We start from the raw sequence: 20,683 nt of genomic DNA, 5'->3' as shown, positions 1-20,683 counted from the left end.
GCCATGACCACGAACCCGTCCAACCCTGCCCCGTCCCACCCTGCCGGCGCAGCCTCCCCTCTCGCGCCGGAGTGGCTGCAGGTCCCCGAGGACCTCAATGCCCTGCACGAGCCGATGTGGGCGGCCGGGGTCACCCGGGACGACTCCGGCGAACTCGCCATTGACGGCATTCCCGTCAGCGAGCTCCAGCGCCAGTTCGGCACGCCGCTGTTCGTGATGAGCGAGAACGATTTCCGGGCCCGTGCCCGCGCCTTTTCCGACGCCTTCAACGACGCTTTCGCGGACATCTGTGGGGGAGTGGACGTCTACTATGCCGGTAAGTCCTTCCTGTGCACCGCCGTCGTCCGCTGGGTGGAGGAAGAGGGCCTGCGGCTGGACACGGCATCGGGCGGGGAACTCGCCGTCGCCGCGCGCGCCGGGATCCCCGGCGCCGACGTCGCGCTGCACGGCAACAACAAGTCCGACGGCGAGATCCACCGCGCGCTGGACCTGCAGCTGGGCCGGATCGTGGTGGACAGCCTCGCCGAGCTTGAGCGCGTCGCCAAGATCGCCGAAGCCCGCGGAGAAACCGCCAGGGTTATGCTGCGCCTGACCCCGGGCGTCCATGCCCACACCCACGAATTCATCGCCACGGCCCACGAGGACCAGAAGTTCGGCCTTTCCATGGCCGGGGACTCCACCGAACAGGCCGGCTTGTCTGCGGCAGAGGAGGCCGTGGCCGCGGCGTCGGCCTACGCCAGCATTGAACTGCTTGGCCTGCACTGCCATATCGGCTCGCAGATCTTCGAACCGGACGGCTTCGCCCTCGCCGCGGAAAAGCTGCTGGACTTCCTCGCCGCGATGCAGGCCAAGTACTCGATTGTGCTCCCCGAACTGGACCTCGGCGGCGGCTACGGCATCGCCTACACCCCTGTGGATACCCCGCGGCCGGCCGCCGAAATCGCCCAGGCGATGGCCGCCGTCGTCCGCTCCAAGTGCGCCGAACTGGGGATCACCGCACCGCGGATCTCGATCGAACCGGGGCGCGCGATCGTCGGCAGCACCACGTTCACCCTGTACGAAGTGGGTACGCTGAAGACCGTCCGGGTCGACGCCCCGGCGGCCGGCGAATCCGGCGACCCGGAGAAAAACGTTACGTACCCGCGCCGGTATGTGTCGGTGGACGGCGGTATGAGCGACAACCCGCGTCCGGTGCTGTACGACGCGGATTACTCGGCGATTCTGGCCTCGCGGTCCTCGGACGCGGCCCCGGAGCTGTCCCGCGTAGTGGGCAAACATTGCGAGAGCGGCGACATAGTTGTTAGAGATGTATATCTGCCCGAGGACGTGGCAGCCGGTGATCTGCTCGCTGTACCGGGTACCGGCGCCTACTGCTGGGCCCTGTCAAGCAACTACAACTATCTGGCCCGGCCGGGCGTAGTCGCTGTGCGCGACGGATCTGCCCGGCTCATTGTCCGCGGGGAAACCGAAGAAGATCTGCTCAACCGCGACATGGGAGTCTGAATGACCGAATTGCGAACCCTGAAAGTAGCCCTCTTGGGCTGTGGCAACGTCGGGGCCCAGGTTGCGCGGATTCTCCTTGACGACGCCGAGATGCTGGCGTCCCGCGCCGGCGCCCGCCTCGAGCTGGCCGGCATCGCCGTGCGCAACCTCGACGCACCCCGGGACGTCGAGCTGCCGCGCGGGCTGTTCACCACCGACGCCGAGACCCTGGTCAAGGACGCCGATCTGGTGATTGAGCTGATGGGCGGGATCGAACCCGCCCGGACCCTGATCCTGACCGCCATGCGGAACGGTGCCTGCGTGGTCACCGGCAACAAGGCGCTCGTGGCCAAGGACGGTCCCACCCTCCACGAGGAAGCGGACAAGGCCGGCGTGCAGCTGTCCTACGAAGCCGCCGTCGCCGGTGCGATCCCCATCCTGCGGCCCATCCGGGACAGCCTCTCCGGCGACCGGATCACCCGGGTGCTCGGAATCGTCAACGGCACCACCAACTTCATCCTGGACCAGATGGATTCCACCGGGGCCCAGTTCGCCGACGCCCTGGCAGAGGCCCAGCGCCTGGGCTACGCGGAAGCCGACCCCACCGCCGACGTCGAAGGCCACGACGCCGCGTCCAAGGCGGCGATCCTTGCCTCACTGTCCTTCCACACGCGCTTTTCCCTCGACGATGTGTACTGCGAGGGCATCAGCTCCGTCACCGCGGCGGACATCGCCGCGGCGAAGGACGCCGGTTTTGTGATCAAGTTGCTGGCGATCGCCGAAAAGCTGGAGGCCACAGGCGGGGAAACAAGCACGGAAGCAGCCGACGGCAACACCGGCGTCTCCGTGCGCGTGCACCCGACGTTGCTGCCGCGCGAACACCCGCTGGCAGCCGTCCACGGCGCCTTCAACGCCGTCTTCGTCGAGGCTGAAAACGCCGGCGAGCTGATGTTCTACGGCCAGGGCGCCGGCGGCAAACCCACCGCCTCGGCCGTGATGGGCGACCTGATCTCCGCCGCCCGCAGCATCGTCCTGGGCGGCCCCGGCCGCGCAGAGACCACAACCGGCCAGGTTGTTGCGCTTCCCATCACCTCCGCGGTCACCAGCTACTACATCGGCCTGGACGTCGCCGACCAGCCCGGTGTGCTGGCAAAAATCGCCCGTCTCTTCGCGGAGCACGGGGTATCCATTGAAATCATGCGGCAGACCATCCACCGCGATGCCGATTCCAACGTTGAATCAGCAGAACTTCGGATCGTGACCCACCGCGCAAGCGAGGCTGCACTGGCAGCCACCGTCGAGGCCGTCAAGGGCCTGGACGTCATCAATTCCGTTACATCCGTACTGCGGGTAGAAGGAGTCTAAGTGGCTCACCAATGGCGCGGCGTCATCCGCGAATACGCTGAACGTCTGCCCGTGACCGAGGAGACGACGGTCATCACCCTGGGGGAGGGTGGCACGCCGCTCGTCTACGCGCAACAGCTTTCCGCGCTCACCGGCAGTGACGTCTACCTCAAGGTCGAGGGGATGAACCCGACAGGCTCCTTCAAGGACCGCGGCATGACCATGGCCATGACGGCTGCGGTTGCCGCGGGTGCCAAGGCCGTGGTGTGCGCCTCCACGGGCAACACGTCCGCCTCCGCCGCCGCCTACGCCACCGCGGCCGGCCTCAAGTGTGTGGTCCTGGTACCCGAAGGCAAGATCTCGATGGGCAAGCTGAGCCAGGCGATCGCGCACGGCGCAACCCTGCTGCAGGTTGACGGCAACTTTGACGACTGCCTGGACATCGCCCGCAAGCTGGGGGAGTCCTACCCGGTGTTCCTGGTCAACTCGGTCAACCCTGCCCGGATCGAGGGCCAGAAGACCGGTGCCTTCGAGGTGGTCGATTGGCTCGGTGACGCTCCGGACTTCCATGTGCTCCCGGTTGGCAACGCGGGCAACATCACCGCGTACTGGAAGGGCTACAAGGAATACTGCGCGCCCTTCGAGTCCATCACCGCCGGCACGCTGGCCGCGGTCTCCACCCGGACCCCGGTTATGTGGGGCTTCCAGGCTGCCGGCGCGGCCCCGTTCGTCGCAGGCCACCCGATCACGGAACCCGACACGATCGCGACCGCCATCCGGATCGGCAATCCCGCGTCCTGGGACACCGCAGTCGCCGCGCGCGACGAGTCCGGCGGTGTGATCGAGGCCGTGACCGACGAGGAAATCCTGTCTGCCCACCGCTGGTTGTCCGCCCGTGAAGGCGTCTTCGTCGAGCCGGGCTCCGCTGCCGGCGTCGCCGGACTGATTAAGAAGCATGCTGCCGGTGAAGTGCCGTCGGGCAAGACCATCGTCATCACGGTCACCGGCCACGGCCTGAAGGATCCGCAGTGGGCGCTCCGCACCGAGGACGGCAGCGAAGTGCAGCCGGTCAAGGTCGCGAACGACGTGGTCACCGTGGCCACAGCCCTGGGACTGGAAGAAAAATAACCGTGGAAACCACCCTCACCATCCCGGCCGAGTCCGCCGCGGACACGCCGGCGGTTCCGGCCGGTCAGCTCGTGACGGTCCGCGTGCCGGCCACGAGCGCGAACCTCGGTCCCGGATATGACAGCCTGGGCCTGGCGCTGACGCTGTTCGACACCCTGACGGTGGAAACCCTGGACAGCGGCGAGCTGGAGTTCGAGCTCAGCGGGGAAGGCGCGGAGTCCCTGCCGCGCGACGCCAGCCATCTGGTGGTCAAGGCCCTCACGGAGGCCCTGCACCGCCTGGGCTTCCGGCACGAGGGCCTGCGAATTACCGCAGACAACATCAATCCGCACGGCAGGGGACTGGGCTCTTCGGCCAGTGCCGTGGTGGCCGCCGTGACCGCCGCCAATGCCCTCGTCCCCGAGGCATCGCGCCGGGACAGGGACTGGGTCCTGCAGCTGACGAGTGAGATGGAAGGCCATCCGGACAACGTCGCACCTGCGATTTTCGGCGGACTGGCGCTGTCATGGCAGGACAGTGACCAGTACAGCAGCACGTGTGCAGAGGTAGCCGCCGCGGTTGTCCCCGTGGTGGCCGTACCTGACTTTGAACTTTCCACCGAAGTGGCCCGGGCGCTGCTGCCCGCCTCGGTGGGCCACCACGCCGCGGCGATGAATTCCGGACGGGCGGCCCTGCTGATCCACGCGCTGACGCATAAGCCGGAATTCCTGCTGGCCGGCACCGAGGACTACCTGCACCAGAGCTATCGCGCGGAGGCCATGCGGCCCAGCGCTGACCTGATCGCCGCGCTGCGGCGCGCCGGCTTTGCCGCCGTCGTCTCCGGAGCCGGTCCCACCGTGCTGGTCCTGGCCAACGGAGAGGCCCAGGCCGAGGCCGCCGTCGAGTTCATCGGCTCCTTCACGGCAGGCAACACGCCGGGCGTGGGCTGGCGTGTGATGAAGCTGGCTGTGGACGTTGAAGGTGCTAAAGTGGAAGTGCACCGGCGGTAATCACGCAGGCGGTAGGTAAAATACCGTTCATAAGACCGCGATGTTGGCCTAGTTGCCTCTCTCATCTTTCACTGCGCAATATTTTCTGGTGCCACCTGCTTTTGGTCTGACGCAGGAATCCGCAGAAAACTATCTCTGCACCCCTGACACGTCAGCCCGCCGTTCCTTATGTTCCGGAACGCGCCAGGTGAATGCAGTATCCGGCCGTGTCGGCCAATATCCATCCGGCAAGGCCGAAATCGCGGCTGCAGATCTGAACTGCAGCCCGGATCAAAATCATCGCGTCCAGCTCCTAGCCTGGACGCCGTCGAGGGGGAAGGATCCTTCGTGACCGAAACCACTGAGCTGTCTTCAGCTGTGGAAACATCATCTTCTGCTGCCGGATCGTCAACGGCAGCACCCGCCAAGAGCAGCGGCCTCGCCGGCCTCAAGCTCGCCCAGCTCCAGGCTCTCGCCAGCCAGCTGGGGATTTCCGGCGGTTCCCGGATGCGGAAGGGCGATCTGGTGACCGCCATTTCCGCCCACCGCGCCGGCACTCCCGTGAGCAAGGCCCCGGCCCGCGCTGCTGAGAAGGCGACCGACAACGGCACCGTCTCCCAGTCCGCGGCTCCGGCTGTTGCACCCGCCACCGACTCCGAGGCCCCGGCCCAGGAAAACCCGCGTGCCCGTGGACGCGGCCGCAGCCGCCGCGCCGGCAGCGACGGCGTCATCACGGCCCCCGCCGCCGAGGCAACATCCGCTCCGGCAGAGGCCCCGGCGGCTCCCGCCGAGTCTGTTGAAACCGGTTCTGCCGCCGAAGTCGGCGAACGCACCCGCCAGCCGCGCACCCGCAACCGCCGCCGCGGCGAAGTGGCCGAGCAGACCGGAGGTCAGGGGACTGGCCAGGGGACTGCCCAGGGGACTGCCCAGGGCACGGCAACCGAGGCTCCTGCCGAGCAGGCGTCCGGCGATCAGCGCCAGGCCGAGCGTGCGGAACAGCGTTCCGAACAGCGTTCTGATCAGCGCACCGAACAGCGTTCCGATCAGCGCCAGGCCGAACAGGGCAGCGAAGACGGCCAGCGCCGTGAAAACACCCGCACCCGGGGCGGCCGCGACGAGGTTGCCGGCAGCCGCGACAACGCCCGCGATAACCGCGACAACGACGACAGCGACGGCGGCAGCCGCCGGAACCGCCGCAACCGGCGCGACCGCAACGACCGTTCCGACCGCTCCGGCGGGCAGGACAGCCGCGACAACACCTCGCGCAACGACCGCTTCCGCGACCGCAACGACCGCCGTCGGGGACGCGCCCAGGGACCGGACGTCGACGACGTCGAGGTCACCGAGGACGACGTCCTGCTGCCCGTCGCAGGCATCCTGGACGTGCTGGAGAACTACGCGTTCATCCGCACCTCCGGCTACCTGCCCGGCCCCAACGACGTCTACGTCTCCCTCGCCCAGGTCAAGAAGTACAACCTGCGAAAGGGCGACGCCGTGGTCGGCGCCATCCGTGCACCGCGCGAAGGCGAGTCCCAGCAGGCAAACCAGCAGCAGTCCGCCCGCCAGAAGTTCAACGCGTTGGTCCGCGTCACCTCGGTCAACGGCAAGACCCCCGAGGAACTCAAGGACCGCGTCGAATTCGCGAAGCTCGTCCCGCTGTACCCCTCCGAGCGCCTGCGCCTCGAGACGGACCCGAAGAAGATCGGCCCCCGCGTCATCGACCTGGTTGCTCCGATCGGCAAGGGCCAGCGCGGCCTGATCGTTTCGCCGCCGAAGGCCGGCAAGACGCTCATCCTGCAGTCCATCGCCAACGCCATCACCACCAACAATCCTGAGGTCCACCTCATGATGGTGCTCGTTGACGAACGTCCCGAAGAAGTCACGGACATGCAGCGCACCGTCAAGGGTGAGGTCATCGCCTCCACCTTCGACCGGCCCGCCGACGACCACACCACCGTGGCCGAGCTCTCCATCGAACGCGCCAAGCGCCTGGTCGAGATGGGCATGGACGTAGTGGTGCTCCTCGACTCCATGACCCGCCTGGGCCGCGCCTACAACCTGGCGGCACCGGCTTCCGGCCGCATCCTGTCCGGTGGCGTCGACTCGGCCGCGCTGTACCCGCCGAAGCGCTTCTTCGGTGCAGCCCGCAACATCGAAAACGGTGGCTCGCTCACCATCCTGGCCACCGCGCTCGTCGAGACCGGTTCCAAGATGGACGAGGTCATCTTCGAAGAGTTCAAGGGCACCGGCAACATGGAACTGCGCCTGTCCCGCCAGTTGGCCGACAAGCGCATCTTCCCGGCCGTGGACGTCAACGCGTCCGGCACCCGCCGCGAAGAGAACCTGCTTTCCGCCGAGGAAGTCAAGATCATGTGGAAGCTGCGCCGCGTCCTCTCCGGACTCGAAACACAGCAGAGCCTTGAACTGCTGACGAACAAGATCCGGGAGACCCAGAGCAACGTCGAGTTCCTCATGCAGGTGCAGAAGACGACGCTTGGTGCGAAGTCCGATAACGACAAGTAGCTGAGCTCACCGCTCGATAGTGGCGGTGCCGCGCGCTAACGCCGCACGGATTCTTCCGCCCCCGCCCCTACGCCGGGTGGCTTGCGATCTACGATCGCAGGCCACCCGGCTCCGGCAGGCCCGATGCCACTCCCGGGGCGGAAGAATCCGTGCGGCTTCGTCGTTAACTCGCCAGCCGCGCTCCAGTTTTGTTGGCGTAACTAGACTTGTAAGAGTCGAAAGAGGTTTTGAAAATGTTTGAGTCCGTACAGGGCCTGTTGGATGAGCATGATGCTATCCAGGCGCAGCTTGGGGATCCTGCTGTCTACGCTGACCAGAAGCTTGCCCGGAAACTGGGGCGGCGCTCGGCTCAGCTTAATGGCATCGTTGAGGCGTACCATGCCTGGCACGGCATCCAGGATGACCTTGCGGCTGCCAAGGAAATGGCGGACGAGGACCCCGAGTTTGCCGCGGAGGTGCCGGAGCTTGAGGCCGCGCTGGACTCTGCTGCGGCGAAGCTGCGCCGGCTCCTGATTCCCCGCGATCCCGACGACGCCCGCAACGTGATCCTCGAAGTCAAGGGCGGCGAAGGCGGCGACGAGGCTGCCCTGTTCGCGGCCGACCTGCTGCGCATGTACACCCGGTACGCGGAATCCCGCGGCTGGAAGACCGAGATGATCTCTGCCAACGAATCCGACCTGGGCGGCTACAAGGATGTCCAGGTGGCCATCAAGGGCACCTCGAACGATCCCGCCGAGGGGGTCTACGCGCGGCTGAAGTTCGAAGGCGGCGTGCACCGGGTGCAGCGTGTGCCCGTGACGGAATCCCAGGGCCGTATCCACACCTCGGCCGCCGGCGTGCTGGTGCTCCCGGAAGTGGACGAGCCCGAAGAGCTCGAGATCAACCAGAACGACCTGAAGATCGACGTGTACCGTTCCTCCGGCCCCGGCGGCCAGTCCGTGAACACCACGGACTCCGCCGTCCGGATCACCCACCTTCCCACCGGCATTGTGGTGGCCATGCAGAACGAGAAGTCGCAGCTGCAGAACCGCGAGGCCGGCATGCGCGTCCTCCGCGCCCGCATCCTGGCGCACCAGCAGGAGCAGATCGACGCCGAGAACTCGGCCCAGCGCAAGTCGCAGATCCGCACCATGGACCGCTCGGAGCGCATCCGGACCTACAACTACCCGGAAAACCGGATCGCGGACCACCGCACCGGTTACAAGGCCTACAACCTGGACCAGGTCATGAACGGCGACCTGGAGCCGGTCATCCAGTCGGCCATCGAGTTGGACGAACAGGCCCGGCTCGACGCCATCGGCGACTAGTCCGGCCGCCGTCGTGATGACAGAAGGAACCGGGCAGAGCCTCGCGGAGGCAGTCCGCGAGGCCGCCTCCACGCTTGCCGCCGCCGGCGTCCCGAGCCCCCGCGTCGACGCCGAACTCCTGGCCGAGCACCTCCTCGGCGTCGGGCTCGGCCGGCTGCGCGCCCTGATGCTGGGCGACACGCCGGCGCCGGAGGGGTACCAGGACCTCATCGCCGAGCGGGCCCGGCGCATTCCGCTGCAGCACATCACCGGCGTCGCGCATTTCCGCTACCTGGAACTGGCCGTCGGACCGGGAGTCTTCATTCCCCGGCCGGAAACGGAATCCGTGGTGCAGCTGGTGATTGACCGGCTGCAGGGCATGGCGCATCCCAAGGTGGTGGATCTTGGCACCGGGTCCGGGGCCATCGCGGGATCGATCGCGCACGAGGTCCCCGGCGCGGAGGTCCACGCCGTCGAGTTCAGCGAGTTTGCGCACGCCTGGGCCGCAAGGAACCTGTTGCCACTCGGGGTCCACCTCATCCGCGGCGACCTGCGTGACGCCTTGCCCGGGCATAACGGGACGTTCGACGTCGTCGTCTCCAATCCTCCGTACATCCCCGCCGAAGCCATCCCCAACGAACCCGAGGTGGCGCTGCACGATCCGCCCGAGGCGCTGTACGGCGGGGGAGCGGACGGCATGGAACTTCCGACGGCGGCGGCCACCTCCGCGGCCCGGCTGCTGGTCCCCGGAGGGTACTTCGTGATGGAACACGCCGAAGTCCAGGCCGGCTGGATCGCCGCCATGCTTGAGCGCTCCGGGCTGTGGGACGCAGTGACCACGCACCACGACCTCAACGGCAAGGACCGGGCCACGAGCGCCGTCCTGGCCGGGCCGGCCGCCTGAGCGTGGGCCGGGCAACGCACGAAGTGATGAAAGAATAGGCCAGTGACCACTAGCTACGATTGCACGGCAGCCGAGCAACGCGCTGCCGGACTTGAACATGCCCAGCGGGCCATCCGGGAGCACAAATGCGTGGTCTTCCCGACGGACACCGTGTACGGGATCGCCGCCGACGCGTTCTCGCCCCTCGCCGTGACCCTGCTGCTGGCGTCGAAGGGCCGCAGCCGCAAGATGCCGCCGCCCGTCCTCATCCCCAGGCTCAATGCCCTCGACGGCCTCGCCACGGATGTCCCGGCCGAGGCGAGGCGCCTCGCGGAGGCCTTCTGGCCCGGGGGACTGACGCTCATCCTGCACGCCCAGCCGTCCCTGGACTGGGATCTCGGTGAAACCAAGGGCACCGTCGCCCTGCGGATCCCGGCCGACGACGTCGCCCAGGACCTGCTCACGCTCACCGGGCCGCTGGCCGTCTCCTCGGCGAACCGCACGGGCCAGGCGGCGGCGCAGACCGCCGCCGACGCCGAAGCCCAGCTTGCCGAATCGGTGGAGGTCTACCTCGAAGGCGGACCCCGCCCGGCCGAGGGCGCCGAGGCCCTGCCCTCCACCATCGTTGATGCCACCGCCGTTCCGCTGCGGGTGGTCCGCCACGGCGCCATCAGCCTTGAGCGGCTGCGTGAAGTTGTCCCGGGCGTGCTGGGCGTCGGCGAGGAGCCTTCCGCCGTCGAACCGCCTGAAACCCCCGAAACCGCTGAAACCTCCGAGACCGCCGAAACCCCCGAAACGCCCGCCGTCGACGATTCCCCGAGGAACTGACATGCAGCCCAAAGTCGCCGTCGCGGCCGTAACGTTTGACCGCCATGAGGAACTCGCCCTCCTCCTCAAGGGGCTGGCCGAACAGACCGCCGCCATCCACTCGATCGCGCTCGTTGACTCGGGCACCGTCCCTGCCACGGACGTAGTCCGCGCCGGCGGGGACAACATCAATTACCTGCGCTCCGAGGCGAACCTCGGTGGTGCCGGGGGATTCGCCTACGCGATCCTGGCCGCGATGGCCAGCGGCGCGGAGTGGATCTGGATGATGGATGATGACGGCCACCCCGAGGATGCAAGCTGCCTCGCCGAACTGCTCACGGCCGCCGAGGAGCACCAGCTCGATATCGTGAGCCCGCTCGTCGCCGCCACCGCAGACCCCAACCGGCTCTCCTTCAACTTCCGGATCAACGGGCTGTTGACCAACGACCGCACCCGGCTGGCGCCGATGGGCTACCTCCCGGACATGGTGCACTTCTTCAACGGCGCACTGATCCGCACGGAGGTCTTCTACAAGATCGGAATCCCCGACGTGAAGTTCTTCATCCGCGGCGATGAAGTCGATTTCCTCTCGCGGGTCAAAAAGGCCGGCCTCAAATACGGCACGCTGGCCACCGTTGCCGTGCAGCACCCCGCCACCTGGACCGAGATGAAGCCGGTCTTCGGCGGCTTCATCACCCCGGTCATCCCCGAAGGGGACTTCAAGCGGTACTGCTACTTCCGCAACCGTGGCTACCTCACCCGGAAGTACCGCAACGTTCGCTGGTTCGGCGCGGACATCGTCGGCTTCCCGTTCTACTTCCTGAAGACCCGCGACCTTAAAGGCCTCGCGCACTGGTTCCGGGCCTATTCCACCGGCTTCCGCGGAAAGGGCTTCGGCTCACCGGCCCAGCTCATGTCCACCAACAGCTAGGCCGGACATGAAAAACCTGTTTGCCGTCGTCGTCACCTACAACCGGGCCGACTTCCTGCAGAACCTGCTCGAGTCCTTCAGCCGCCTGAGCACGCGCCCGGACCGGATCGTGGTGGTGGACAACGCCAGCGACGACCACACCGCTGACGTGGTCGCACGCGCCGTTGCCGCCGGCGGAGTGCCGGTCCACTACGAACGCCTGTCCGCGAATGTGGGCGGCTCCGGCGGGTTCTCCCGCGGCGTGGAGCTCGCACTCGGCGCCGGCGCCGAGTGGCTGTGGCTTATGGACGACGACGTCGAGGTGCTCCCCGGGGCGGTCGAGGCGCTCGATAAGTTCACCCCGGACTACTCGTGCATGATTGGCCGCCGCTACGACGCCGCCGGCAAGCCATTCTTCTGGCAGCACCACTTTGTCGAAGCCCTCGGCGTGTTCCTGCCCGTCACCGGCGACGTCTTCCGCAAATCCGACGTTTTCCGCACCAACGTCGGAAACTTCGAAGGCATGCTGATCAAGGCGTCCCTGGCCCGCAGCATCGGGCTACCGGACCCGCGGTTCTTTATCACCTGGGACGACCTCATCTACGGCTGGCTGGCGGCGCAGCAGACCCCGGTGGTCTACGTCAACGCTTTTGTCATCAAGAAGGTCCGGGCCCAGCGCCAGGTGGATCTGGGCGTGCGCCACCTCAACGATTCGTCCGACCTGAGCCGCCGCTACGTGATGCGCAACCGCGGCCACGTGGCGCAGTACCTGCGCGTCTACGGCAAGTACAACCGGTTCGGATTCGGGGCCGGTACGGCCCTGACGTATCTGAAGGAAATTGTGCGCCTGGTGCTGGTTGAACGCCGCCTGAAGGGGACCGGTGCCCTGTGGCAGGGGTGGCGCGAATCGCGCGGCATCCTCGCCGATTCCAACTGGCTACCCATGCCGCCGGTGCCTCCTGCAACGGCCGGGGATCAGGGCTGACCCAGGCGCGGATCCGGGTGAACCACCCCCTCGCGGACGACGCGGACCCGGGTTGCCGGCGCGATACCTATTAGTATCGTCTGAGACCCGGGTGCCGTCCGACAGTTGCACGGCGGGTAATTTTTGAAACAGGCGCATGGCCGCCGTGGTAGTGGAAGTCGGTTGCAATCTCTGTTGACTACGAAATCTGAAGCGCGCGAACCTGCCGCGGCACTGGACGAGAAGAAGCCGCCGCTCTGGATCTGGATCCAGCTTTTCCTCGACTCGATGTCGTGGGTCGTGGCGATCGTCCTTGCCCTGCTGCTGCGCTATGAAATGGGCATCCGGGAAGAACAGCTTGCCAGTGCCATCATCATCATGGCCATTGCCATCGTTGTGCAGGCCGCGGCCGGCTACGCGCTGGCGCTGTACCGCGGCAGGTATCCCTTCGGCAGCTTCCAGGAGGCCAAGGCCCTCGTCTTCGTCACCGTGATCGTGGCCGCCTCCATCACCCTGAGCCTGCTGGTGCTCTACGAGGCCATCGGCATCGGCCGCAGCGTCGGGCTCATCGCGTTCCCGTTCGCCTGCCTCTTTATGGGAGCCGCCCGTTACGCCAAGAGGCTATATGTCGAGGGCAAGAACCGCCCCGGCGAGGGCGCCCAGAACACCCTGATCTACGGTGCGGGCTTCCTGGGCAACTCCCTCCTGACTCGCATGCTGCAGGACGCCGATTCACCGTATTTCCCGGTGGGCCTAATCGACGACGATCCCGGCAAGAAGCACCTGCGGCTATCCGGAGTCCAGGTCCTGGGCCGCGGCGACGACCTGCCGGCCCTCATCCGGCGCACCCGCGCCACCGTGCTGGTGCTGGCCTTCGCCAACGTCGAGGCGTCCGTTGTCCGGCGGATCTCCGACGCCGTCGCAGGGCTGAACGTCAGGGTGCTGGTCCTGCCTCCGCTCCGGGACATGCTCGGCCGCGGCGCACCCGAAGGTTTCTCCGATTTCCGTGACGTGGCGGTGGAGGACCTGATCGGGCGCCGGCCGGTGGACATCAAGGTCGACGAGATTGCGGGCTACATCAAGGGCAAACGCGTCCTGGTCACCGGCGCCGGCGGATCCATCGGCTCCGAGCTGTGCCGGCAGATCGTCCAGTTCTCTCCGGCGGAACTCATCATGCTCGACCATGACGAAACAGGGCTGCAGCATACCCAGATCTCCATCACCGGCCGGGGACTTCTCGCCGGCCGCGACACCGTCCTGGCCAGCATCCGTGACGGCGCCGCCCTGCAGGAGATCTTCCAGGACCGCCGCCCGGAGGTGGTGTTCCACGCCGCCGCCCTCAAACACGCTCCCTTGCTGCAGCAATATCCGGTGGAGGCCTGGAAGACAAACGTCCTGGGCACCCTCAACGTGCTGCGCGCGGCCGAGCGTAGCGGCGTTTCCCACTTCGTGAATATCTCCACGGACAAGGCAGCCAACCCGACGACGGCGCTGGGCCATTCCAAGCGCGTTGCCGAGAAGCTTGCGGCCTGGATGGCAGGCCAGACGGGCCGCAAATTCGTCTCCGTCAGGTTCGGCAACGTGATGGGAAGCCGCGGTTCCATGCTGCCGCTGTTCACGGAACAGATCCGCGTGGGCGGTCCGGTGACGGTGACGGACCCCGAAGTCACCCGTTTCTTCATGACGATCCCGGAGGCCTGCCAGTTGGTCATCCAGGCCGGCGCGATCGGTCGGGGCGGCGAAGTCATGATCCTGGACATGGGGGAGCCGGTCAAGATCCTGGACGTCGCCCAGCGCATGATCGCGATGTCCGGCAAGAAAGTCGACATCATCTACACCGGGCTTCGGCCCGGCGAGAAGCTCCACGAGGAACTCGTGGGAACCGGCGAGCTGGACGAGCGGCCCCTGCATCCCAAAATTTCCCACACCCGGGCCCACGAGCAGGACCCTGCCGGGCTGGACCTTAATGTCTGGCTGGCCCGCTGCGAGGCCGAGCAGGGCCTGGACATCGAGTCCATCCCCGACGACGAGGCCGATGAACCGGGCGAGAGCATCAGGGCGGCAGCGTCGTGATGCCCCTGTACCTCACGGCCGGCATCACCCTTCTTGCGAGCATCCTGCTGCCGTTCGCGGTCAAGCCGTGGCTTGTCAGGATGGGCGTCGTCGACGTTCCGTCGGCCAGGTCCTCCCACAGCCGGACCACCATCCGCGGCATGGGCGTGGCCGTATCCCTGGCCACCGCCGTCGGATACGCGGCCGCCCTCCTGCTGGGGGCGGTGACGGTGGACCGCTCAGTGTTCCTGGTAGTTTTTGCGGTGATCGGCGCCAGCGCGGCCGTGGGATGGATCGAAGACCTCCGGGGCCTCTCCATCCGAGGCCGCGCCGCCGCGCAGCTGGGGATCGGTGCGGCCGGGTCGGCGGCGCTGCTCGTCCTCACCGGGCAGTCCTTCTGGTGGCTGCCCCTGGCAGCGGTGGCCATCGCGGCCTACATCAACATTGCCAACTTCATGGACGGCATCAACGGCATTTCCAGTTTCCACGGAATCCTGACCGGCGGCGCCTATGCGGTGGCCGGTGTGCTCGCCGCACAGCCGTGGCTCACCGCCGGCGGCGCCGTGCTGGCCATGGCCTTCCTGGGATTCCTGCCCTGGAACCTTTCCCGGGGATCCGTTTTTCTCGGCGACGTCGGCAGCTACCTCCTCGGCGCCTCGGCCGCGGCCCTGGCGGTGGCGGGGTTCCTGAGCGGCGTCTACGTCGAATACCTCCTGACACCGCTCCTGGTCTACCTTGCGGACACCGGCTATACCCTGCTGCGCAGGATCAAGGCCGGCGAACGGTGGTACGCATCGCACCGGGAGCACGTTTACCAGCGCCTGACCGACGTCGGCTTCTCTCACCTGCAATCGGCCGCCACGGTCTCAGTCTGCACCGCGGCAGTGATTGTCCTTGGCTTCATCGCCGCCACGGCGCCGCTGGCCATCGTGGTGCTCTGCGCCGCCGGGAGCCTGGCCGTGCTGGTGCTCTACCTCGCCTCCCCGGACCTGATCCGGCGCTTCCGGCGCCGGCACAAGGTCACCCGGGTGCCCGCCTCATAAGCCCCCAAGCACCGCCTGGCCCGGCCGCGGGCCAGGTTATGTTCTATCTCGTGTAGAATTCAGGTGCGGGTTGACGCCCGCGACTTCTGAACAGCAGCCAACTCCTCGACGATTGGGATCCAATGACCTCCAACGCCGAACCCGGACCCGTGTCCGGCGCCGGACCCGTTGGTGTCTCAGGTCCCACGAAATCCTTGTGGCTGCGCCTGCTGGCCATCAGTTCGGCCGTTGGCGGCGGAGCGCTGCTGCTCACCGCCCTGGCGGCACTTATGCTCGACGGCGCGGAGGCTGCGCTTTCGTCCGTCTTTGGCGGGGCCCTGGTGATTGCCTTCTTCGCGATCAGCCTCCTGGTGGGCCACTTCGGCGGCCGAAACCATTCCTCCGGTGCCATCGGCCTGTTCGCGGCCACGTATTTCATCAAGGTCGTCGGCTTTGCCGTGGTGCTGTTCGCCATCGGCAGTCCCGAGTGGCTGAACGGGCGCTGGTTCCTGGCCGGCGCCGTCGTGACAGTGGTCCTGTGGCAGGCCGCAGAAATCTACGGTTTCAGCAAGGCGCGGCTGCAGCTCTATAACGACCCCGAGACTCCGGAAGGCGGCACCGATGTTTAGCCGCAAAGACCGGCAGAAGAACAAGCCCGGCACCCCTGAAACCACCGCCGGAGCCCCCGGTGTTTCGGACAACGGACGCGACGGCGGATACAACGCCGGCATCGCCGTCTTCAGCTACATTGTTGGCGGAATCCTCGTCTGGAGTTTGATAGGGTGGGGTCTGGATAATCTGTGGGGAACCCGCTGGATTGTGCTCGCAGGCGCCCTGCTGGGAGCCGCGGGAGGGTTCTATCTTTCTCATATGCACGGCCTCACCAGCCCGGATAATTCCGCTGGCGGGGACAATGCTGCACGTGGCCCGTCCGAGGACGAGGATCAGTAATGCCAAATAATTTCACAGGGGGAGAGGCTGGCCGCAACGCCGCCTTTCACCTACCAACGCCCAATGATGGACACTGCAGAGAGGAAACGCGTTGATCGCGCTTGCGCTCCCGGCCCAAGATTCAGGAACTTTTACGCCTCCTGGAATTGAAGAAATCCACCTGCCGGCAATCGTGCCGTGGGGGGCGGCCGACGGATTCTCCAAGCAGATGCTGCTGGTAATCCTTTCGGTCGTTATTATCGCCGCATTCTTTCTGATGGCTGCCCGCAAGGGCCAGCTTGTTCCCGGCAGACTGCAGTTTGCAGGTGAAGCCGCCTACGGCTTCGTCCGCAACGGCATCGGCAAGGACATCATCGGCGGCAAAGACTTCATGAAGTACGTCCCGCTGCTGTTCAGCCTGTTTTTCTTCATCCTGGTGAACAACATCTACGGCGCCATTCCGTTGATCCAGCTCCCCACCTTCTCGCATGTCGGCGGCGCCTACGTGATGGCCGGGATCGTGTATGTCACGTGGATCGCCATCGGCATCAAGAAGAACGGCCTGAAGTACTTCAAGCTGGCAACTGTGCCGTCCGGAGTCCCGGGCTACATTCTTCCGATCGTGATTCCGATCGAGATTATCTCCAACTTCCTGGTCCGCCCGGTTACGCACAGCCTCCGTCTGTTCGCGACCATGCTGGCCGGCCACCTCATCGTCATGATCGCCGGTTCCGGAATCGAGTACCTCGTCACGCAGGAAAACCTCCTGCTGAAGGGCGCGTCGGTTCTCGTTCTTGGCGGGGCGATCGCCATGTACATGCTGGAAGCGTTGATTATGGTCCTGCAGGCGTACGTGTTCACCCTGCTGACCGCGATCTACATCGAAGGCGCGCTGCACGCGGACAGCCACTAGGCACCCCAAAATCTTCCCCTCTGGGGATGAAGCACACCAAACAACCTGCCACATAGATGGCATCTTGAAAGGAATAAAATGGAAGGCAATCTCAACCTCGTAGGTTACGGTCTGTCCGCAATCGGCGGTGGTATCGGTGTTGGTCTCGTGTTCGCCGCTTACATCAACGGCGTCGCACGTCAGCCGGAGGCACAGCGTGTGCTCCAGCCGATCGCATTCCTCGGCCTCGCGCTGACTGAAGCCCTCGCCATCCTCGGCCTGGTCTTCGCCTTCGTTCTCTAGTCTGATCTTTAGAACTAAGCGAACATCCAGAACCGAGTAGATAAGGACGGGTGAATTATGAATCAGCTGATCATCTCAGCCGCCACGGAGGGCGCCAACCCTCTGGTTCCCAATCCCTGGGAAATGCTTGTCGTCTTCGCCGGCTTTGCTGTTCTTATGTTCATCGTGGTCAAGTACGTTGTCCCGATGTTCGAAAAGACCTTCGCAGAGCGTGCTGAGGCCATTGAAGGCGGCATCGCCAAGGCTGAAAAGGCACAGGCAGAGGCTTCCGCTGCACTCGAAGAGTACAAGCAGCAGCTCACCGATGCCCGTGCCGAGGCAAACCGCATCCGCGAGGAAGCCCGTGCCGAAGGCGCTCAGATCCTTGCGGACCTGAAGGAGAAGGCAGCTGTAGAGTCTGCCCGCATCACGGCGCAGGCCCACGCGGCGATCCAGTCCGAGCGTCAGGCGGCCGTTGTGTCGCTCCGCACGGAGGTGGGCACCCTTGCCACCACGCTGGCTGGCCGCATCGTCGGCGAGTCGCTCGAGGACGACGCGCGTTCGGCCCGTGTGGTTGACCGCTTCCTGGCAGATCTGGAGAACCAGAACGCAGGTGCAGCTAAGTAATGGCAGGTGTATCGAGCGAATCGCTGACCGCGGCGCTGGTGGCGCTGGAAGCCAAGCTTCCTTTTGCCTCGCTGCAGTTGGCTAAGGAACTCTTCGGAATCCTGGGAACGGTGGACAGCTCGGCTGGCTTGCGCCGCGCCCTGACTGACCCGTCCCGCAGCGGCGACGAAAAGTCAGCGCTTATCAAGCAGCTCTTCAGCGGGAAAGTCTCCGCGGATGCTGTGGAAATCGCGAGCGGACTGGCCGGCTCGCGCTGGGCTTCCGCCCGGGATATCGGCGATGCACTCGAGACTCTTGCCGCTTCGGTGGTCATCGCCGTTGCTGAGAACAAGTCTGCCGTCTCTGCCTCGGGAATCAGCGGCCTGGAAGCGTTGGAGAACGATCTGTTCTCCTTCAACCAGGCTGTGGAGTCCAACCACGAGGTCCAGCGTGCTGTGTCCGAACCCCAGGCGAGCCCGGCTGCCAAGGTTGCCCTCGCTGAAAAGCTCGTACCCAGTGCCAGCGAGGAAGCGAAAGTCCTGATTGGACAGGCAGTGTCGCAGCCGCGTGGCCTCAAGGCGACCAAGCTCGTCCGTCGCTTCGCCGAGCTTGCAGCCAAGCGCCAGCAGCGCTGGATTGCAACGGTCAGTGTCACCCGTCCGCTGACGGAAACGCAGACCAGCCGCCTGCAGGCGGGGCTGAATGCCCTTTACGGGCGGGAGCTCAAGATCAACATGAATGTTGACCCGGCGCTCATCGGTGGCATCCGGATCCAGGTGGGTGACGAAGTGGTTGACGCTTCGGTTCTTGCCCGTCTGGGCCAGCTTCACCGTCAGCTTGCCTAGCAAGCCGGACAAGCACAACTTAACTGATAAAACCCCGGTCATCGTGAGCAACGATGATCACGAAAACAGGAGAGCAGGGACTGCAGATGGCCGAATTGACCATCAACGCCGACGACGTCCGTAATGCGTTGAACGAGTTCGCGGCGTCCTACGAACCCGGAAACGCAGAGCGCGTAGAGGTCGGCCGTGTAACAACCGCAGGTGACGGCATCGCCCGTGTTGAGGGCCTTCCCTCGGTCATGGCGAACGAGCTGCTTCGCTTCGAAGACGGCACGCTGGGCCTGGCCCAGAACCTCGACGTCCGCGAAATCGGCGTCATCATCCTCGGTGACTTCACCGGCATCGAAGAAGGCCAGGAAGTTCACCGCACCGGACAGGTTCTGTCCGTGCCGGTGGGCGACGCCTTCCTCGGCCGCGTAGTCGACCCGCTGGGCGAGCCCATTGATGACCTCGGCGAGATCAAGGCCGAGACCACCCGTGCGCTGGAACTCCAGGCGCCCGGCGTGACCCAGCGCAAGTCGGTCCACGAGCCGATGCAGACCGGCCTCAAGGCTATCGACGCCATGATTCCGATCGGCCGCGGCCAGCGTCAGCTGATCATCGGTGACCGCCAGACCGGCAAGTCGGCAATCGCGATCGACACGATCATCAACCAGAAGGCCAACTGGGCTTCCGGGGATGTCAACAAGCAGGTGCGCTGCATCTACGTGGCCATCGGCCAGAAGGCATCCACCATCGCGGCTGTCCGCCAGACCCTCGAGGACAACGGCGCACTGGAATACACGACCATCGTGGCTTCCCCCGCATCCGACCCCGCAGGCTTCAAGTACCTGGCACCGTACGCCGGTTCGGCAATCGGCCAGCACTGGATGTACGGCGGCAAGCACGTCCTCATCGTGTTTGATGACCTCTCCAAGCAGGCCGAGGCCTACCGTGCAGTGTCACTGCTGCTGCGCCGCCCGCCGGGACGCGAAGCCTACCCGGGCGACGTGTTCTACTTGCACTCCCGTCTGCTGGAGCGTTGTGCCAAGCTCTCCGACGAGCTCGGTGCAGGTTCGATGACCGGCCTGCCGCTCATCGAGACCAAGGCAAACGACGTCTCCGCCTACATCCCGACCAACGTGATCTCCATCACCGATGGCCAGATCTTCCTGCAGTCGGACCTCTTCAACGCCAACCAGCGTCCCGCCGTCGACGTGGGTGTCTCCGTGTCCCGCGTTGGTGGCGCCGCCCAGGTCAAGTCCATGAAGAAGGTCTCCGGTACCTTGAAGCTGGAACTGGCCCAGTACCGCGACATGCAGGCATTCGCAATGTTCGCGTCGGACCTCGACGCCGCATCGCGCCAGCAGCTGACCCGTGGTGCACGCCTGATGGAACTGCTCAAGCAGGGCCAGTACTCACCGTTCCCGGTTGAGAACCAGGTCGTCTCCATCTGGGCCGGCACCAACGGGCACCTCGACAACGTTCCGGTTGAGGACATCAACCGCTTCGAGACCGAGTTCCTGGAGCACCTCAAGCACAAGTCCTCCATCCTGACGACGCTGGCCCAGACCAACGTCATGAGCGATGACACTGCAGAAGCGCTGAAGACCGCGATCGTGGACTTCAAGAAGGGCTTCTTCGGCGAGGGAGACAACCACCTGGTTGGTGCGGGGCACGAAGAGCACGCCGCCATCGACGAGGCACAGGTCGACCAGGAAAAAATCGTCAAGCAGAAGCGCTAGTTTCGCTGGCAGGGACTGCCGGAACCCCACCGGGT

Annotated in this window: 19 protein-coding genes; all 19 read left to right on the top strand. The window is 65.7% G+C overall.

Annotation, left to right across the window (positions count from 1 at the left end):
* The first annotated feature begins 3 nt into the window (after positions 1 to 3).
* The gene (gene lysA, locus AC6EUH_RS08110) at positions 4 to 1,503 is read left to right on the top strand and encodes a diaminopimelate decarboxylase (protein ID WP_499738312.1); all 1,500 of its coding nucleotides are present in this window, start codon (positions 4 to 6) and stop codon (positions 1,501 to 1,503) included.
* A complete protein-coding gene (locus AC6EUH_RS08105) occupies positions 1,504 to 2,847 on the top strand; it encodes a homoserine dehydrogenase (protein WP_056426083.1) in 1,344 nt (447 codons plus the stop codon). It abuts the gene before it with no gap.
* Positions 2,848 to 3,954: a threonine synthase gene (gene thrC / locus AC6EUH_RS08100; RefSeq protein WP_499738311.1), complete on the top strand. Its 1,107-nt coding sequence runs from the start codon at positions 2,848 to 2,850 to the stop codon at positions 3,952 to 3,954.
* A 2-nt stretch (positions 3,955 to 3,956) separates the two neighbouring features.
* Positions 3,957 to 4,943 (top strand): homoserine kinase, encoded by a 987-nt coding sequence (gene thrB, locus AC6EUH_RS08095; RefSeq protein ID WP_499738310.1) that lies wholly within the window; start codon positions 3,957 to 3,959, stop codon positions 4,941 to 4,943.
* Positions 4,944 to 5,270: 327 nt separating this feature from the next.
* Positions 5,271 to 7,445, top strand: a complete 2,175-nt coding sequence (gene rho / locus AC6EUH_RS08090) for a transcription termination factor Rho (RefSeq protein WP_499738309.1) — start codon at positions 5,271 to 5,273, stop codon at positions 7,443 to 7,445.
* A 233-nt stretch (positions 7,446 to 7,678) separates the two neighbouring features.
* Positions 7,679 to 8,752: a peptide chain release factor 1 gene (gene prfA / locus AC6EUH_RS08085; protein ID WP_056426093.1), complete on the top strand. Its 1,074-nt coding sequence runs from the start codon at positions 7,679 to 7,681 to the stop codon at positions 8,750 to 8,752.
* Positions 8,753 to 8,768: 16 nt separating this feature from the next.
* The gene (prmC, locus tag AC6EUH_RS08080; RefSeq protein WP_499738308.1) at positions 8,769 to 9,635 is read left to right on the top strand and encodes a peptide chain release factor N(5)-glutamine methyltransferase; all 867 of its coding nucleotides are present in this window, start codon (positions 8,769 to 8,771) and stop codon (positions 9,633 to 9,635) included.
* Positions 9,636 to 9,677: 42 nt separating this feature from the next.
* Entirely contained in the window at positions 9,678 to 10,442 is a 765-nt protein-coding gene (locus tag AC6EUH_RS08075) for an L-threonylcarbamoyladenylate synthase (protein ID WP_499738307.1), read from the top strand.
* Position 10,443: 1 nt separating this feature from the next.
* On the top strand, positions 10,444 to 11,352 hold the full coding sequence (locus tag AC6EUH_RS08070) for a glycosyltransferase (protein WP_499738306.1): 909 nt from the start codon (positions 10,444 to 10,446) through the stop codon (positions 11,350 to 11,352).
* A 7-nt stretch (positions 11,353 to 11,359) separates the two neighbouring features.
* Positions 11,360 to 12,316 carry a glycosyltransferase gene (locus AC6EUH_RS08065; protein ID WP_499738305.1) on the top strand — a complete coding sequence of 319 codons (957 nt, stop codon included), beginning with the start codon at positions 11,360 to 11,362 and terminating at the stop codon, positions 12,314 to 12,316.
* 174 nt (positions 12,317 to 12,490) lie between these two features.
* A complete protein-coding gene (locus AC6EUH_RS08060; protein ID WP_056426104.1) occupies positions 12,491 to 14,368 on the top strand; it encodes a polysaccharide biosynthesis protein in 1,878 nt (625 codons plus the stop codon).
* Positions 14,368 to 15,390, top strand: a complete 1,023-nt coding sequence (locus AC6EUH_RS08055; RefSeq protein ID WP_056426107.1) for an MraY family glycosyltransferase — start codon at positions 14,368 to 14,370, stop codon at positions 15,388 to 15,390. Before AC6EUH_RS08060 ends, AC6EUH_RS08055 begins: the two co-directional genes overlap by 1 nt.
* Before the next feature lie 122 nt (positions 15,391 to 15,512).
* Positions 15,513 to 15,998: a hypothetical protein gene (locus tag AC6EUH_RS08050; RefSeq protein ID WP_499738304.1), complete on the top strand. Its 486-nt coding sequence runs from the start codon at positions 15,513 to 15,515 to the stop codon at positions 15,996 to 15,998.
* A complete protein-coding gene (locus AC6EUH_RS08045) occupies positions 15,991 to 16,320 on the top strand; it encodes a hypothetical protein (RefSeq protein ID WP_056426111.1) in 330 nt (109 codons plus the stop codon). Before AC6EUH_RS08050 ends, AC6EUH_RS08045 begins: the two co-directional genes overlap by 8 nt.
* 91 nt (positions 16,321 to 16,411) lie before the next feature.
* Positions 16,412 to 17,212, top strand: coding sequence for a F0F1 ATP synthase subunit A (gene atpB, locus AC6EUH_RS08040; protein ID WP_056426113.1), 801 nt, complete (start codon positions 16,412 to 16,414; stop codon positions 17,210 to 17,212).
* 78 nt (positions 17,213 to 17,290) lie between these two features.
* Positions 17,291 to 17,494 carry an ATP synthase F0 subunit C gene (gene atpE / locus AC6EUH_RS08035; protein WP_009356484.1) on the top strand — a complete coding sequence of 68 codons (204 nt, stop codon included), beginning with the start codon at positions 17,291 to 17,293 and terminating at the stop codon, positions 17,492 to 17,494.
* A gap of 57 nt (positions 17,495 to 17,551) precedes the next feature.
* Positions 17,552 to 18,100, top strand: a complete 549-nt coding sequence (locus tag AC6EUH_RS08030) for a F0F1 ATP synthase subunit B (RefSeq protein WP_056426116.1) — start codon at positions 17,552 to 17,554, stop codon at positions 18,098 to 18,100.
* A complete protein-coding gene (locus AC6EUH_RS08025) occupies positions 18,100 to 18,924 on the top strand; it encodes a F0F1 ATP synthase subunit delta (RefSeq protein ID WP_056426119.1) in 825 nt (274 codons plus the stop codon). Before AC6EUH_RS08030 ends, AC6EUH_RS08025 begins: the two co-directional genes overlap by 1 nt.
* Positions 18,925 to 19,010: 86 nt before the next feature.
* On the top strand, positions 19,011 to 20,648 hold the full coding sequence (atpA, locus tag AC6EUH_RS08020) for a F0F1 ATP synthase subunit alpha (RefSeq protein WP_056426670.1): 1,638 nt from the start codon (positions 19,011 to 19,013) through the stop codon (positions 20,646 to 20,648).
* Positions 20,649 to 20,683: the final 35 nt, after the last annotated feature.

This window comes from Arthrobacter sp. 001422645 (genome assembly GCF_059816125.1).
This window is presented reverse-complemented; position numbering and strand designations above follow the sequence as displayed.

What these genes read in the sequence shown, in the direction of transcription:
- lysA (WP_499738312.1), top strand. Translation starts at nt 4, where the DNA reads ATGACCACGAACCCGTCCAACCCTGCCCCGTCCCACCCTGCCGGCGCA.
- AC6EUH_RS08105 (WP_056426083.1), top strand. Translation starts at nt 1,504, where the DNA reads ATGACCGAATTGCGAACCCTGAAAGTAGCCCTCTTGGGCTGTGGCAAC.
- prfA (WP_056426093.1), top strand. Translation starts at nt 7,679, where the DNA reads ATGTTTGAGTCCGTACAGGGCCTGTTGGATGAGCATGATGCTATCCAG.
- prmC (WP_499738308.1), top strand. Translation starts at nt 8,769, where the DNA reads ATGACAGAAGGAACCGGGCAGAGCCTCGCGGAGGCAGTCCGCGAGGCC.
- AC6EUH_RS08070 (WP_499738306.1), top strand. Translation starts at nt 10,444, where the DNA reads ATGCAGCCCAAAGTCGCCGTCGCGGCCGTAACGTTTGACCGCCATGAG.
- AC6EUH_RS08065 (WP_499738305.1), top strand. Translation starts at nt 11,360, where the DNA reads ATGAAAAACCTGTTTGCCGTCGTCGTCACCTACAACCGGGCCGACTTC.
- AC6EUH_RS08055 (WP_056426107.1), top strand. Translation starts at nt 14,368, where the DNA reads ATGCCCCTGTACCTCACGGCCGGCATCACCCTTCTTGCGAGCATCCTG.
- AC6EUH_RS08050 (WP_499738304.1), top strand. Translation starts at nt 15,513, where the DNA reads ATGACCTCCAACGCCGAACCCGGACCCGTGTCCGGCGCCGGACCCGTT.
- AC6EUH_RS08045 (WP_056426111.1), top strand. Translation starts at nt 15,991, where the DNA reads ATGTTTAGCCGCAAAGACCGGCAGAAGAACAAGCCCGGCACCCCTGAA.
- atpE (WP_009356484.1), top strand. Translation starts at nt 17,291, where the DNA reads ATGGAAGGCAATCTCAACCTCGTAGGTTACGGTCTGTCCGCAATCGGC.
- AC6EUH_RS08030 (WP_056426116.1), top strand. Translation starts at nt 17,552, where the DNA reads ATGAATCAGCTGATCATCTCAGCCGCCACGGAGGGCGCCAACCCTCTG.
- AC6EUH_RS08025 (WP_056426119.1), top strand. Translation starts at nt 18,100, where the DNA reads ATGGCAGGTGTATCGAGCGAATCGCTGACCGCGGCGCTGGTGGCGCTG.
- atpA (WP_056426670.1), top strand. Translation starts at nt 19,011, where the DNA reads ATGGCCGAATTGACCATCAACGCCGACGACGTCCGTAATGCGTTGAAC.